Genomic DNA, 13,651 nt, shown 5'->3' with positions numbered 1-13,651 from the left:
TTCCAGCAGCTTCTGCTTCCTTCTTATTCAAACTTTTATGACTCAGGTCTCGGAACAAAGCTTAATTCCCAATAAATCGTGCCGCGATAAGCAGTTGCTTGGGGGTTGGCACCAATCGGGACTTCCAGTTCCACACTGTTTTCCATTGTTTCACTTGAGCCATAATGTTGGATCCACGTCCCTCCACCATGATTCTCTTGAGCCGAAGCCAAGGTTTTACTTTGACCTGCAATAAGTTCAATGGCTTCTTGATAGTCTGGCGTCTCCGACTCATTCGAACCAGTGGTTACCATATGGATATTTGACAAATAAACGCTTGCCCCTCTTAGTCGTTGCCTTTCATCATGCGTACCCACAAAACCCTCTTCAGATAAGCGAGCACTCAGTGTCCAACCAGTAGTAGCGACCCTCCGATCCGATACTTGGATATAATTGGGACGGTCCCCTTCATGCACATCCTCATAAACTTCCCGCAACGCCTGCGGCTTTGCTGGATATCGAGTGGTACTTGAAAGAATTGGTACTTCTCCAAAATCGAATTGAGAAATAAAGTCGATGCTGACAAATCCCTGGTTTTCTGGCAAAACAGGAGGATTCACAGGATCGACCGTTTCATCCGGGCGAAAAGGATCCCGCGGGTCCACAATGTCGATTTTCTCTACAATCACCGAATCCTTTCCCCATCTCCCATTCAAAAACGCCTCGGCTGTCACTAGCTCTTCGTGACGAAAATGTTGGAAGTTTGGAAATTCGGATAAATCAAACTGAAAGTTTCCCTCTTCATCAGCTTGGACGTGAAAGAATTCTCTGCGTCCATCTGGATCCGTTACAGTACCAAGGGAAGGATTTGGTTCGGGCATAAATGCTTCCCGCTCAAAACGAATATAGCTATTGGGATTTGCTCTTCCAGAGATGATCCGAGAATTTGATAAGGTCGGATCTTCCGTTAATGGATTCAACTCTATTTCAACTTCAGAAACTTGCTCGAAAAGCAATCGTTGGCTATGAGTCGAAAAATGACTACGTACCCCTTGTTCCACTGTTGGATCCAAAGTTACGACACTGTTGATTGTTGGATTGATCCAAGTAAAGTTGGTACTCATATGAATCAAAGGCATCCACTCATGGGTAGGCTGCACCTCATCAAACTCACCGTATTGCCATTGTTTGATTCCTTGAAATTCGATTTCCAGTTCATTGGTTCCATTTAAGTTGATCAAACTTCCGTTATTAAAAGAAAGCGGCGCCGTTCGTTCTAAATTGACCTTTCGGGCCTCATTGAACGTCAACTTCGAAAGATTTCCAAAAAAGATCAAATTTTGAGAATCATTGCGACTGTCCGAACGAATATCTAAAACAGCATCTTTACCAACAGTGATACTGTTTTGAGGTTCCCAGAAGCCAACAACATGTGCCGATAAGTTGGGTTGATTTTCCGCATCAATTTTTAACATACTACGTTCCTTTAGATTGATATGGGTGTTGCCTCCTTGAAATGAAAGAATATTCCAATTCCATCCATTCGTGTGGCTTCGATTCTCTAAGGATTGGATATGCACTTTGCTGTCTTCCAAGAGATCGATGGTATGGTTTCCATGAAGTGTGGAAATCGCAGAGGCGTTGATCTGAGTGTCAAGTTTTAATTCTGCTCCCTTGCCAACAGTCAGATTCCCACCACCATTTCCAAAATAGACATTCACACCATCGGCTTCCCCTCTAGTCCCTTCAAAATTTGCTTTCATGGAAACTTTGGCATTCTCTCCAATAATCAGTTCTGGATGATTCAAACCATGATAAAATAAATTTCCTGAACTGATGGTCGACAATTCTACTTCTGCATTGGGACTGATCAAAAGTCGATGGACTTCAAAATTTGCTTGATTCCAAGCATTGATCTGCCAATTTTCATTAAAAGTCGAACGGTAGCTTCGTGCTTGATGTGAGGTAACCTTTCCTGAAAGCACTGCGGTTGTACCAACGGAATGCAAAAGCTGATTCCCAATGTTTTCAACATTATGGTACCGCATGGTCGATATGGCTTGATTGTTAACACCCAAAGTAGTAACGTTCATAGGTCCGTAATAATTCCCATGATAAAGGGTAATATTTTGATACGAAATATCCCAAGGAGATTCTGGTACCATCGTACTATCCAAGAAGCCAACAGCAACCGCACGAAAATCAATTTGGTATTTTCCTTGTCCATCAATAATAAGAGTTCTTGAGATTCCCGGTTGGCTGATATAGACATAAGAGTCTCCACTCGAAATATTAATTGTACTTCCTGATACGCCTGAAGCTATACCTTCAATCGGATTATCACTAGATTCAAAGCTGTCGATCAACTTTATATGATTCACCTCTGGGTCCATGACAGCTTCTAAAAATTCTAGCCAGGAGCTTACTTCTTGTTCTCTTCGCCTATCTTCCAAAAGATCAAGATTGCCTTCATCCACCTCGATGTCATCAAAAAATGAACCATCTGATGTGACAGGATCCGCTGCTAAGTTAGTGCCAATCGGGTGGTCGTCCGTTTCCATAGGGGGCCTCTCCCCCTCATCTCCGGATTTTCTTTCTTCCACGTTCAAGGTAAGCACTGTCTCTGCTACCGTTATTTCATAAGTACCTACGGATTCTATCGTCAGTGGTAGACTAAACGACGTCAACGGCACTTCGGAGTTCAGAAGCCATTGCTCGGGATCCTCGGTTTGGGTGATCACTATTTCTTCCATTAAAAATGTTTCTTCTATGATCGTGGCTGCAGGCAGCTGGATGTCGATGCTTGTTAGTGGGCGGTTTGTTAAAAACATGATCGGAAACACTTCTCCAACATAGGCTTGCTGGATTTCTTCCAGAAAAGAAACCACCAACTCCTCTTGATCCTCTAAAGATTCTTCAAAAGAAGATCCAGTGAACACCTCGCCTAACGTACCTTCTCTTCCTTGCCATGCATGTAGTGGTTCAAAAAAGAACACACGAATAGACGGAAAAAACAAGTAAACACTAAATAGTCCTACCATAAGTGATAGTACTATCTTTAGTGTTTTTTTTTTCATTTTACTGATCCCCACCTTCCTTTGTCTTTTTTTTCTTGTTAATGATTAAAACAACAACGATGATCAATAACAAAACAAGTGCGGCGATTCCGCCAATCAGCCACCAATTGGTTTCTGGTTCCAATGTCACGTCTTCCTCATTTAAACGTCGGGCATCAGCAGCCGCAATCGTGAAGGGTTCTTCCCAATGCCATTCCTCCCCTTGTGAACGGGCCGTCATAGTCAGGACATAGTCTCCCGGACGGAAACGCTCGCCATTTAGCGGGATCGGAAAATCCATCTGCGAATTTGGGGCCATCTGCATGCTTGTGCGCTGCGTTTCATACAAGACGGTGTCACTGCCGCTGGCACGAATCTCAGCATCAATTTCTATGTGGTTGACGAAAGTCGGTGTGTAATTTTGAATCTTGGCACTGATCACGTTCCGATAATTGACTTGACTGGCAAAAACGTCCAGCAATTCAAGGCCCGGATCCGTTGACGAGCGGTTATTGCTTACGACGACTCCTAAAATAAAGGCAAACTCATTACGAATCCCGATGCCTTCTGTTTCTGACTCCGTTGCCGTAGCATCGCGGACCTCTTCTACTCGGATCGCCCCTGCCAGTATCCCATCAAATTCTTCCTCAGGCATCGTCAGAGGCAGTGTAAGGATCCGTTCTTCTTGGGCTTCTAAGGTGATGACCCCTGGTGCTTCAATCAATTCTGCAATCGAGGCAGGCAATGTCGGGTCAGGAGCTTCGGCATCACGACCGTATTCTACTACCCCATTGACATTCGTGAAAGCAGTATGAGCCGATACTTCGACGTCGATGGTTTCTTCCGATGTATTTTGGACGCGCAGCTGCAATTCTTCTTGTTCCCCTGCGCCTAAATTCAGATCAAAATAACCGCTAGCACCGCCTTCGATCTGACTGTCAGGGAATATCGGGGTTACAAAAAAATTCAACTCTGATTCAATGTCATCATTTGCTCGTACTGGTGTCGGCCAAGCAATCAATGAGCATAGCACGATCATTGCAGTCAAAAGCCGCAGCCAGCGTTGGTTTGTTGGTTGTTCAATCACTGTTGTTTCTCCTTCCAAAAAAGGCAGGAATAACGGTCTACTCCTGCCAGTTGTTTCACATTATTGTTGCGTTGCTTTGAAGATTAGTCGTCTTAGTCTGGCACTGTTTCACCATCGGCGTCCATCGTACTTGTTAAATGCCAAGTTAGTGTTGCCGTATATTCAGTAGCTTGTGGTGTAGCCGTTCCCGGGATATGCAGGCGAATGGCTTGATTCAAAACTGGATCTGTTTCTGACTCGTGAGCAGCATTTAATTCTTCTTGATCCCCCCAATAAATAGACGATACACCTTGCCCTTGCCCATCGGTAGCAGCCATCACTGTAACGTTGGTCGAGTTTGCAGGGACAATCAAACTCTGGTTTCCTAATTCGTCTGGTGTGGTAAAGGCATTAGGAAGTAACTGCAGTAAATAATCCCTATCCTCATGGTCATCAGGCAGTGCCTTCAGCTCTTCCTCAGTAGCGCCATTGTGAACAATGGTTGGATTAAGGAATTCTAAATAAGCCCCTCTCAAATTACTCCCGCTGGATGTAGTAAACTCTGTTAAATCAAGATGCAGTCCCCACTGTGGATCATCCAATCCGCGAGTATCAACGATTTGCGCGAAGGATACATATGGTACTCTTACCTCTTCGCCATTATCTCTTGAGATTTCCTCCCCCTCATCATCACCGGTGACAAGCTTTTCTTGTTCAGCGATTATTGGATAAAATTCATTAGTAGTTGAAATTCTTTGTATGCCAAAATCAAATTTTTTCGGTACATGGGCAATCGTTAACGGTCCGGTTGGTGGATCTGGATCAACGATTGTTACTGGTGGATACGGTACAGGAGGAACGACCTCTACGCTCTCCCCATCACCAGCTCGGAACTCAATATTATTTTCTGTATTCTGACGACGTCTTTCTCCACTCGGCTCTGGGTTCGGTGTTGGTTCATCATTTGCTACTGCTTGTACACCGCCTGCGAAGATCGTAGAGGTCAGTGTTGCGACTGTTGCTAATCGAATCCATTTCATTTTTATTCCTTCTTTCTTTTCTTTTAGTTTGTTTCATCGGCTTGCGCCGTTGGAACTGTTTCTCCTGATTGCGAGGTAGTGGTCGTCAATTGCCACGTCAAAGTCGCCACATACAAGGCTGCATCTTTAGCAGTCGCTCCCGGGACGAACAATTGGATCGCCTCATTGCGAACCACCGGCGCCTGGGCTTGGACCTGCGCATTCAACTCATCTTGGTAGCCCCAAACGACGGATGAAGTGCCTGCCCCTTTGCCGGCATCAGCAGTCAGAACAGCTTGTGCTGAACCATTGGCATCCAAACGCAAGCCGGCTTCATGTGCGTCCGGTGCGTTTTCTTGATTGTGGCTATTGTAGTCAACTTCTCGTGAGGCAAAGATGATTTGTGCCCCTCGCAGTTCGTTGTGTTGCGTCCCTGATTCAAACGCACTTAGTGCTACAGTCAAACGCCAGCCAGCATTTGACCCACGGGTATCTTGTACTTGGGCGAAGGAAACATACGGTACTTGGTTTTCTTCCCCTTGGGTATCCGCTAATTGTTGCTTTTCTGCCACCATCGAATAGACGGCATCTCGGTTGGAGATTTCTTGGGTACCAAAATCCAAAGTCGGCGCATAAGCGATCGTCAATGGTCCTGTTTGTCCATCTGGTCCGATCGGCGGTATCTCAACATCGGGGCCATCGGGGCCTGGATTAGGCGGTAACACTTCCGTCGGGTCTCGATCATTGGGCACAAAACTGACTTGCCCATCGGTTTCAGCGACTCTTACTTCAGCGGCGGTCCCTTGGATCCCACCAGTCAAAAGGGTTGCGGCAAGTACGGTGCTCGTTGCAAATCGCAAAAATCTCATAAGATCATTCCCTTATTCTCTATTACTCAACTTTTCTTGTGTTCTTGAGGTTGTTCGTTCTTTTTGGTACCTGCGTGTCTTCTTCACTGTTGAATAGCCAGCGATCAATAGCAGCAATGATCCGAGTGCCGTGGCACTGGAACTTTTTCGGGTATTCGTCTGCGGCAAACGTTCCCCATCCCCGCCAGGTTGTGTCGGTCCGGTCGGTGGTGAAGGTTCTGGTTTGTCTGGTTCATAGACACCCGTGAACTGGACTGAGCCTTCTGTATCGACGGAACGCTCCTCTTGTGCCGAAACTAAAATCGTCGAAGCACTGATCACTTGAAAAAAAGCCGCGAAGATCATCAGCTTGACCCAAAAATTCCCCCTCGCTCTTTTCATTCTCCCTCCCCCTTTTTGACATCATCAAGCCTAAAAACCACCCTTTTTTAGACACCTTTACTTAGACGGTAACCTTGAACAAAGTCGATTGATCTTTGTTTCAGTTGGCTTCCAAAAACGCTGGTTTTTATCCTCGATATACTTCATTATAGCTATCTTTGTGATGCGGGAAAAATCAATAAATTCACTGGCTGATGAAATCTATGCCTAAATAAAAAAACAAACCCCCGTTTTAAATAAATTATTCAACATAGGATATGGCTAAAGTGAGAAATCCTTAACATCTACCAAAGTGCTTGTTAACATAGAAAAATCATATATCAATCTCCAAAGCACCTGCAGTTCTCCATTCTATAAAAGCCACAATAAAATAACGGTAAAAAAGAGGGGGGGGGACTATCCTTATTAAGAACGTTCCTCTCTTTTCATCTGATCCCCCAAGCTACGTTTGGCGGGTATTCTTTCTTTTATGTTGTTTTTCTTAGAATCACTAAACTGATAAGAACATGAAGCATGCCTGTCAGTGGTCATCTCCTGCTCGTTTGGTATTTCTCTACGGAAAACAGTTGGGTGGTTCCTCGACGATTGGCGGATCGTCAGCTATGGTTCTTCTTTTGGAGCGCCACCTTTCCCATTCATTTTCACTTATCCAGCCCTTTCCCGGTACTCTGTTGTTGCCAATACAGATGCAGCCAAACCAACGCATACTCCAATAGCTATTGCAGCGCTAAAAACTTTGGCGTCTCTGTCCATTGCTTTATCTTCTCTATCTAATATCCTTCGGTACTCCCTTGAAATGCCGCTTGGCTAAATCAGCCATTCCTCCATGAAGCATTTTATTGACTCTCTCGTATGTAGTTCTTCGGCCATCCATTTTTTGATTACTATTTACAGAACGAATCGATTCTTCCAGCCTCCCCCTTAAGAATTTTTCATTTCCTTGAAAAAAGCTCTCCACGGGACATTTGAAAACAGGCCTATTTGTTAGCACAAAAAAACAGCAAACGATCCCTTCTTGGTTTCACCAAAAGAAGCAAACGTTTGCTGCAGATTTGTTTATGTTAAGTAAGAGCCCGCGAAAGGCTCGTCTCGGTCGTACTATTTATGTATACTTTTGCTTACAAACAAGCGCTTTCTTCCTACTGTAAAAACGCTTCTTTGCTGATCATTGCTGTTTAATTCTTGATCATTCTCCTAAAGATTGCTTCTCTTTCCTTGTTCTGCCACGCTGTACCCAAAAATACATAACCAGCAGAAAGAAATAGCCAAGCAAAAGAATGGTTTGCCCCAATTGAAACCAGCTGCGAAGGATCACAGATATGCTGGGAAAGAAATCATACATGCCGTATTGTGCCACCGATATGCCTACCGACAAGTAGGCAAAAATAATAAAAAGTTTCATTCCGTTCATGTCCTACCTTCAAGCGCTTTTTGCTTTTTTTCACGTCTTACACAGTAATTATTTTAATGAAGAGAAAAAAACGTTCGTCTTTGTCGTTGACTTTAGCGGTCAATCTGTTGTTTCTTAAAAACAACTCTTACTCAAGCAAGGAAGACCAACCAATTGCCTTCCCCACTGCGTTGTTTGAGTAGTCCATCTGCTCTCTGTCATTCTCAAGGGTACGTTCCACCTGAAAATCATCCTTTTAGCCCCACTACTACTCTCCATTTATTTCTCCAAAAAACTATCTATAAAACTTCCCCAATAGTCTATTGAACATCATCGTTTCCCATTTATCTCAATTTTTTTCCTAAATCTCAGGTCTACTCGACGTATTAGACATAAAACTTCAGGACTCCGCTAAGTGTTCACTCAAATAAATCAAGCCCATTTTGGGTTTTTGCGTTAACTTTGCCCCCGTGATCTCACGGTAAAAATACTTATGGTCATTTTCTATCATTTCAATGACTTCTTCCTCACTCATCCCAAGGTCATCTAGCAATCCCTCTTTGCGATTGTTGCTGATTTCCATCAATATTTGCAATTGTGCATCAATCGCCAATAAGTGGCCCCACTGAACAAACAGGTTTTCTTCCTTGCTATGAAAAATCGTTAAAAACTCTTTTGCTAACCGATGATAAAAGGCATTTATTTTAGGAAAAAAGCGTAACACCCCTTGTTTTTCTAGCTCTGTTTGAAAATGCGCCAAATATTCTTCTGCTCCCGCTATCTTTTCTGCCAGCATATTAGCCTCCTCGTAATCTATCTGCATGTTCGTTTCCAGTTTACACTTTCTGGTAACCGTAGATGTTCTTCAACCAATCAATGTCTTCTATTTTCTTTCTCTCTCATTCGTGGATACCCCTCAAGTACACTGCATTTCTAGGTATTGATGGCACATTCACTCATTTGCTAGTTACATTTACTGTTTATTTTCTCCCTTTTGATCCAACCAACAGTTCACAGGTTTCCTCTTGAGAAAAAACAAATACTCCTAAGCATCGGACTATGGTCTCACTATAGCGTCAAATATCCTTAAAAAAAAATAGCAATTTTCACCTGTCGGTGAAAAAACCTACATTGTATCAATTAGTTTCAAACGTTTACATCCACCAGAATAATAAAAATGGGATATTTAGTCAAATATAATAAAATTAAACATAAAAATTGAAGTTTTTTAACCATTTGTTTATAATGTGTTTAATTCTTTTTTAAATTCAACGGGGGCAAATATGAAAAATTTTCAGCTAAAATTTATCAAAAATCGTTCTTTAATCCGACGATTGCAATTATTAAATGAATTTGAGAAGAATCCATCTGCAACATTGGGCGATTTATCAGAAGTAACAAAAAGCAGTACCCGTATGATCATTGCGGATATTGCCATGATTCGTGAACATTTTAATGACGCGATCGAAATCTATTCCTCTAAGTTTGGGTATTTATTTGAAGAACTTGATCCCGAGGGGTATATCAAACAAAAACAAAATTTAGTTAAAGACGAGCCATTTTTTATGATTTTGGAGAGTATTTTTTTTGATGAATTACAATCTGCTCTGGATTGGAGCTTGACCCTTAATCTTTCTGAACAAGCATTGCTCAGTTACTTAAAAAAAATGAACGGATTATTAAAGCCCTTCAATCTTCGTCTATCAACAAATCCTGTCACATTGATAGGTTCCGAAATCGATATTCGCCGCTTTTTTTGTCTGTTTTATTATGAGTCAGATATCAATGTCAATACGATCTTCCCATCGCTGGATGTCCAAGATGCTGTCATTGAGATCACCAATCTTTTGCATTCAAAAAAGCAACCGGCTTCTACTTTTTCTTACTTTTCCTATATTCTCTACATTACACTGGAACGCAGCAAGAAAGGGTTACAAGTCGAACTTTCACCTGAACTAAAGGACATCTTTTATGCTTATCATTCATTGATTGCTCCAGATACGTTAAGAGAGATCCTTTATTCCTATTTTCATTATCATCTGCCAGAGGACGAAATCATTTATTTGTTGCTTTGTCTCATCTGTCGCCGAAAAATCAATCATCCTTCGATCGAAGAATTTTGCCGGAATTATAATCGCTGGCCTGAGATCCAACAAGTGACAAAAGATTTCTATGCCCTAAATCAAGGCAATTCCTATGATGAACAAAAAGATTTACACTGGTTAGAATCATTTTTTACGATTGTGAAAATACGTGATATGCTCTCGCCCATCATGAATGTCAACATTGACGATCTTACGCAATTCGTCAAAGAGAAGTTTTCCCACGAATATAAGAGAAACTATGCATTTTTGGCAAAACACAAGCTAGTCAAAAAGCTATATTCATCCTCCTATCTTGAAGATTTTTGTGCCAGCTTAACGATTCATATGGAAGCGATCAAAGAAGAAAATTGGGGATCACAACGGACGATCGCCGTGATTTTTGAAGGAAACGAATATGTTTGTGAATATGCCGAAAGTATCGTGCGAAAATATTTGGGTCGCTTCCATACATTGTATTATCCTAATGCCAGTGAACTCTCTCCAACCTATTTAAAAGAAAAGCAAATTGATCTATTAGTCACCAATTATTCGGAGTATACGACAGAATACTTACTGGAAGTAGAATGCGTTCTTCTAAAATCGTTTCCAGATGCGACAGATTGGAATCGATTACTTAATCAAATCAATCCACGGATCTTGCGTCTGGTTGTGTTGGACAATGCGTAGGTCAGCTATCTTATGGAATCATCACGGTCACAAAGCATTTCGAAGTGTTATTTTATAAAAACCATTCTTACCCAACAAGTGGTTGACACTCTGATTTATCTCAGCGATGAGAGTGTTCATTTCTCGCTGAGATAAATCAAGCCATGGGGCGCTTTCTGGTTCGTGCCGATCCCTGCCATTTGTCGGTAATAGACATTTTTGTCCTTTTTGATCATTTCGACGATCTCTTCTTCTGCTAATTCGATTTCTTTAAAAAAGTCGTGTCGGAAAAACTCTAAAAACATTTGCAGTTGGGCATCGATTTCTAGTAAATCCGCCATTTGTTGTAGCACATTATCGTACTCGGTATAACAAATTTCTTTGAATCGTGTTTGCAACTCTGTACATACTTGTTTGATTAGGGGAAATTCCTGCAAGTAACAAAGTTCGCTGTAATTGTTTAAATAGGCTTCTGGTGTCATATGTCCTTTTTTCATCATGATTGCATCATTCCTATCTTTCCTCTGAGAATTATTTTGCACCTGGACCATTGTTAAAATTTAAAGTCGATCAATGACATGAGTCTGCGCCAATCGGTTGAGTTCGGGATTTTATTGAACAATAAATACACGCCAGAACAAGAAAAATTCGACATATGTTCGTTATAATTTGTGACAATGATATCAAATTGGTTCGCCTCAAAATAGCCGGGATTGATATCTAATACATTCGGAAAAAAGAGTTTCTGGTAACTGCCTAGATACTTACGGGCAGTGACCTGAATTCGTTGTGAGATAAATTGATTTCCTTCTAACAGGAACGCAATTTTTTTAGGCTTCCCCCAGTACAATTCTTTCACACAGTCCATGTGAATGGTAAACACTGCGCTGATATCTACGATCGTGTCTAAAGACAAACACTTCAGTTGCTTGAATTGTTTTTGTAAGAACGCTGTGTTTTGTGCCATTTCCTCTGGAAATTGTTTTTTTACGAATGAAATCAAATCGGGAATCACTTTGTTCAAAATCGGAGAAAATCTATTCTTTAGTAGGACCGTAGCGAAAAAAGAATGGATCAAAACCTTACTATATTCCAGCGCATACGGCGGTACGACCGCCTCCTTTAGATAACGTTGGGTTAGTTGCAGAGTCTGTGAGTCTTTACCTAACTTGCTGCAAAAGTCCCTTTCCATATCAATATCAAACACCGTCCGTTTCCCCATCGATAACGCATAAAAGTAGATGATTTCTTTTTCGGCGATCGTCGTTTGCAAATGGTTCGATAGCATCGTCTTTAATTTTTTCAGCTCAAGATAATACTCTTTACGAAACTGCTTGACGATGGCTGGATCGATCGTGACGTAATGGCCATGAGAGGTTCGCTCTAAAATGATATAAAGCATGTAACTGATTTCCTCAAAGGCGAGATTAGAGAAATTGCTATCAAATTCTTCTTTTTTCAAGTTTAAACCGATCTCATGAATGATCAACGGCGGAAATACGGTATGCGGCGTACTATCGGATTCATAATAAAAGTTCAGAAAAAAATGGCGAATATTGACTTCCTCACCAATAAGATCCACGGTGGTTTTGTTTAATGTCAGTTGGTACTGTGCTAAAATTGGGTCGATTTTTCGAAAATACCGCATCAACGTGGCAGGGGAAATAAACAAAATGTCTGACCACTCATTGATGGTCAATATTTCCCCTAAAAAAATGCTCTCAAAGATGCGAAACAACGGCTCGTTACTGATCAAATTCCGTTTTTTTTCTAAGTAGCTTTCTGTATCGATGACTTGTAGCTGATAGCCACTATTTGACGTTTCCATTTCGATAGCATCTTCGAAATACTCTTTAATGTTTTGTAAATCTTCAATGATGGTTCGGCTAGAGCTTTTGATCACTTTTGACAACCCACGGATCGGTGTATGAGAAGCGTGCTCCATATGTTCTAGCAAATGTAGCCACCTTAGCGTCGTTTTACTAATGACAAAAGATGATTGGAATTGTCTCATAGGTTCGCCTTCCTCTACTCGAAATAACTTTTTAATTCAGCCACGATCCGCTCACTGGCTTGTCCATCTCCATAGGGATTTTTGGCTTGCGCCATCTGTTTGTATGCTGCCTCATCTGACAATAAATGAACGATTTCTGAATACACACGCTCCTCATTAGTACCAATGAGTTTCAAAGTCCCTGCTGCCACCCCTTCTGGGCGTTCCGTCGTTTCACGTACGATCAAGACAGGAATCCCCAAGGAGGGTGCTTCTTCTTGAATCCCTCCTGAATCGGTCAAAACAAGGTAGCTGCCTGCCAGTAACTGATAGAATGCAGGGGCATCCAATGGTTCGATCAGCTCGATATTTTGCTGCCCTTCTAAATAGCGCTTGGCTAGTGCACGGACACGAGGGTTTTTATGCATCGGAAAGACGATCGTCAGTGCGGGATAAGCAACAGCGATGCGTTTTAGTGCACGAAACACTTGTTCCATGGGTTGCCCAATGTTTTCTCGCCGGTGCATCGTAACTAAAAGGATTTTTTTCTCACTAATTGGTTTTCGGTCTTTTTTTTGTGCCAACGTATGGTACAAAGCATCAATAGACGTATTGCCAGTAACGACGATGCGGTCGTGTGGGTGGTTTTCCTTTAACAGATTAACCTGACTTTGATCCGTCGGTGCAAAGAGAAAATCCGCTAGTTGATCAATCAACCGGCGATTCATTTCTTCTGGAAACGGATCGTTCTTGTTGCCGGTACGCAGCCCCGCCTCCACATGACCAATCAAGATCTGCTGATAAAAAGCGGCTAGCGCAGCTGCGACTGCCGTCGTCGTATCGCCATGAACCAACACCACGTCTGGTTCTTCCGATTGAAAAACACCTTCGAGTCCTTCTAGAATACGACTGGTGATACTGGTCAAGGTTTGATTTTCTCGCATGATAGCCAAGTCGTAATCAGGGGTCAACTCAAATGCCGCTAACGTTTGCTCAAGCATTTCTCGATGCTGCCCTGTCACGACGATCTTTGATAAAAAGCGTGGATCGTTTGCTAATTTTTGAATGACCGGCGCCATCTTGATGGCTTCTGGTCGTGTACCAAAAATAGATAATACCTTTATTTTTTGCATCGTACCTCTCCTTTT

At 42.1% G+C, this 13,651-nt stretch carries 11 protein-coding genes; 1 reads left to right on the top strand and 10 read right to left on the bottom strand.

All coding sequences use genetic code 11. The features are described from left to right. Positions 1-35: 35 nt before the first annotated feature. From IGI92_RS03270 to IGI92_RS03240, 7 genes are all read right to left on the bottom strand, one after another. Positions 36-3,056 carry a WxL domain-containing protein gene (locus IGI92_RS03270; protein WP_430608043.1) on the bottom strand — a complete coding sequence of 1,007 codons (3,021 nt, stop codon included), beginning with the start codon at positions 3,054-3,056 and terminating at the stop codon, positions 36-38. 1 nt (position 3,057) lies between these two features. Next, positions 3,058-4,122, bottom strand: a complete 1,065-nt coding sequence (locus IGI92_RS03265) for a DUF916 and DUF3324 domain-containing protein (RefSeq protein WP_301389177.1) — start codon at positions 4,120-4,122, stop codon at positions 3,058-3,060. 92 nt (positions 4,123-4,214) lie between these two features. Next, positions 4,215-5,141: a WxL domain-containing protein gene (locus tag IGI92_RS03260; RefSeq protein ID WP_016611276.1), complete on the bottom strand. Its 927-nt coding sequence runs from the start codon at positions 5,139-5,141 to the stop codon at positions 4,215-4,217. A 23-nt stretch (positions 5,142-5,164) separates the two neighbouring features. Next, a complete protein-coding gene (locus tag IGI92_RS03255; protein ID WP_430608040.1) occupies positions 5,165-5,989 on the bottom strand; it encodes a WxL domain-containing protein in 825 nt (274 codons plus the stop codon). Positions 5,990-6,001: 12 nt separating this feature from the next. Continuing rightward, positions 6,002-6,370, bottom strand: coding sequence for an LPXTG cell wall anchor domain-containing protein (locus IGI92_RS03250; RefSeq protein ID WP_301389176.1), 369 nt, complete (start codon positions 6,368-6,370; stop codon positions 6,002-6,004). 1,186 nt (positions 6,371-7,556) lie between these two features. After that, positions 7,557-7,781, bottom strand: a complete 225-nt coding sequence (locus IGI92_RS03245; RefSeq protein WP_016611282.1) for a hypothetical protein — start codon at positions 7,779-7,781, stop codon at positions 7,557-7,559. A 379-nt stretch (positions 7,782-8,160) separates the two neighbouring features. Then, positions 8,161-8,556, bottom strand: coding sequence for a DUF7006 family protein (locus tag IGI92_RS03240; RefSeq protein WP_008377999.1), 396 nt, complete (start codon positions 8,554-8,556; stop codon positions 8,161-8,163). Positions 8,557-9,043: 487 nt separating this feature from the next. Between IGI92_RS03240 and IGI92_RS03235 the strand changes: the two genes are divergently transcribed. Next, positions 9,044-10,531 (top strand): helix-turn-helix domain-containing protein, encoded by a 1,488-nt coding sequence (locus IGI92_RS03235; protein ID WP_430608038.1) that lies wholly within the window; start codon positions 9,044-9,046, stop codon positions 10,529-10,531. A gap of 116 nt (positions 10,532-10,647) precedes the next feature. Here the strand turns inward: IGI92_RS03235 and IGI92_RS03230 are convergent, their stop codons facing one another. From IGI92_RS03230 to wecB, 3 genes are all read right to left on the bottom strand, one after another. After that, on the bottom strand, positions 10,648-11,010 hold the full coding sequence (locus IGI92_RS03230; RefSeq protein WP_430608035.1) for a DUF7006 family protein: 363 nt from the start codon (positions 11,008-11,010) through the stop codon (positions 10,648-10,650). Positions 11,011-11,063: 53 nt separating this feature from the next. After that, positions 11,064-12,467 carry a helix-turn-helix domain-containing protein gene (locus IGI92_RS03225; protein ID WP_430608034.1) on the bottom strand — a complete coding sequence of 468 codons (1,404 nt, stop codon included), beginning with the start codon at positions 12,465-12,467 and terminating at the stop codon, positions 11,064-11,066. A gap of 71 nt (positions 12,468-12,538) precedes the next feature. Beyond that, positions 12,539-13,636 carry a non-hydrolyzing UDP-N-acetylglucosamine 2-epimerase gene (wecB, locus tag IGI92_RS03220; protein ID WP_430608032.1) on the bottom strand — a complete coding sequence of 366 codons (1,098 nt, stop codon included), beginning with the start codon at positions 13,634-13,636 and terminating at the stop codon, positions 12,539-12,541. Positions 13,637-13,651 lie beyond the last annotated feature (15 nt).

The organism is Enterococcus sp. DIV2379 (assembly GCF_050542965.1).
In the GTDB taxonomy this organism is placed as follows: Bacteria; Bacillota; Bacilli; order Lactobacillales; family Enterococcaceae; genus Enterococcus_D; species Enterococcus_D entomosocium.
Note: the sequence above shows the minus strand (reverse complement) of the source record. Positions and strands in the feature narration are given on the sequence as shown.

What these genes read in the sequence shown, in the direction of transcription:
- IGI92_RS03270 (WP_430608043.1), bottom strand. Translation starts at nt 3,056, where the DNA reads ATGAAAAAAAAAACACTAAAGATAGTACTATCACTTATGGTAGGACTA.
- IGI92_RS03260 (WP_016611276.1), bottom strand. Translation starts at nt 5,141, where the DNA reads ATGAAATGGATTCGATTAGCAACAGTCGCAACACTGACCTCTACGATC.
- IGI92_RS03255 (WP_430608040.1), bottom strand. Translation starts at nt 5,989, where the DNA reads ATGAGATTTTTGCGATTTGCAACGAGCACCGTACTTGCCGCAACCCTT.
- IGI92_RS03250 (WP_301389176.1), bottom strand. Translation starts at nt 6,370, where the DNA reads ATGAAAAGAGCGAGGGGGAATTTTTGGGTCAAGCTGATGATCTTCGCG.
- IGI92_RS03245 (WP_016611282.1), bottom strand. Translation starts at nt 7,781, where the DNA reads ATGAACGGAATGAAACTTTTTATTATTTTTGCCTACTTGTCGGTAGGC.
- IGI92_RS03240 (WP_008377999.1), bottom strand. Translation starts at nt 8,556, where the DNA reads ATGCTGGCAGAAAAGATAGCGGGAGCAGAAGAATATTTGGCGCATTTT.
- IGI92_RS03235 (WP_430608038.1), top strand. Translation starts at nt 9,044, where the DNA reads ATGAAAAATTTTCAGCTAAAATTTATCAAAAATCGTTCTTTAATCCGA.
- IGI92_RS03230 (WP_430608035.1), bottom strand. Translation starts at nt 11,010, where the DNA reads ATGATGAAAAAAGGACATATGACACCAGAAGCCTATTTAAACAATTAC.
- wecB (WP_430608032.1), bottom strand. Translation starts at nt 13,636, where the DNA reads ATGCAAAAAATAAAGGTATTATCTATTTTTGGTACACGACCAGAAGCC.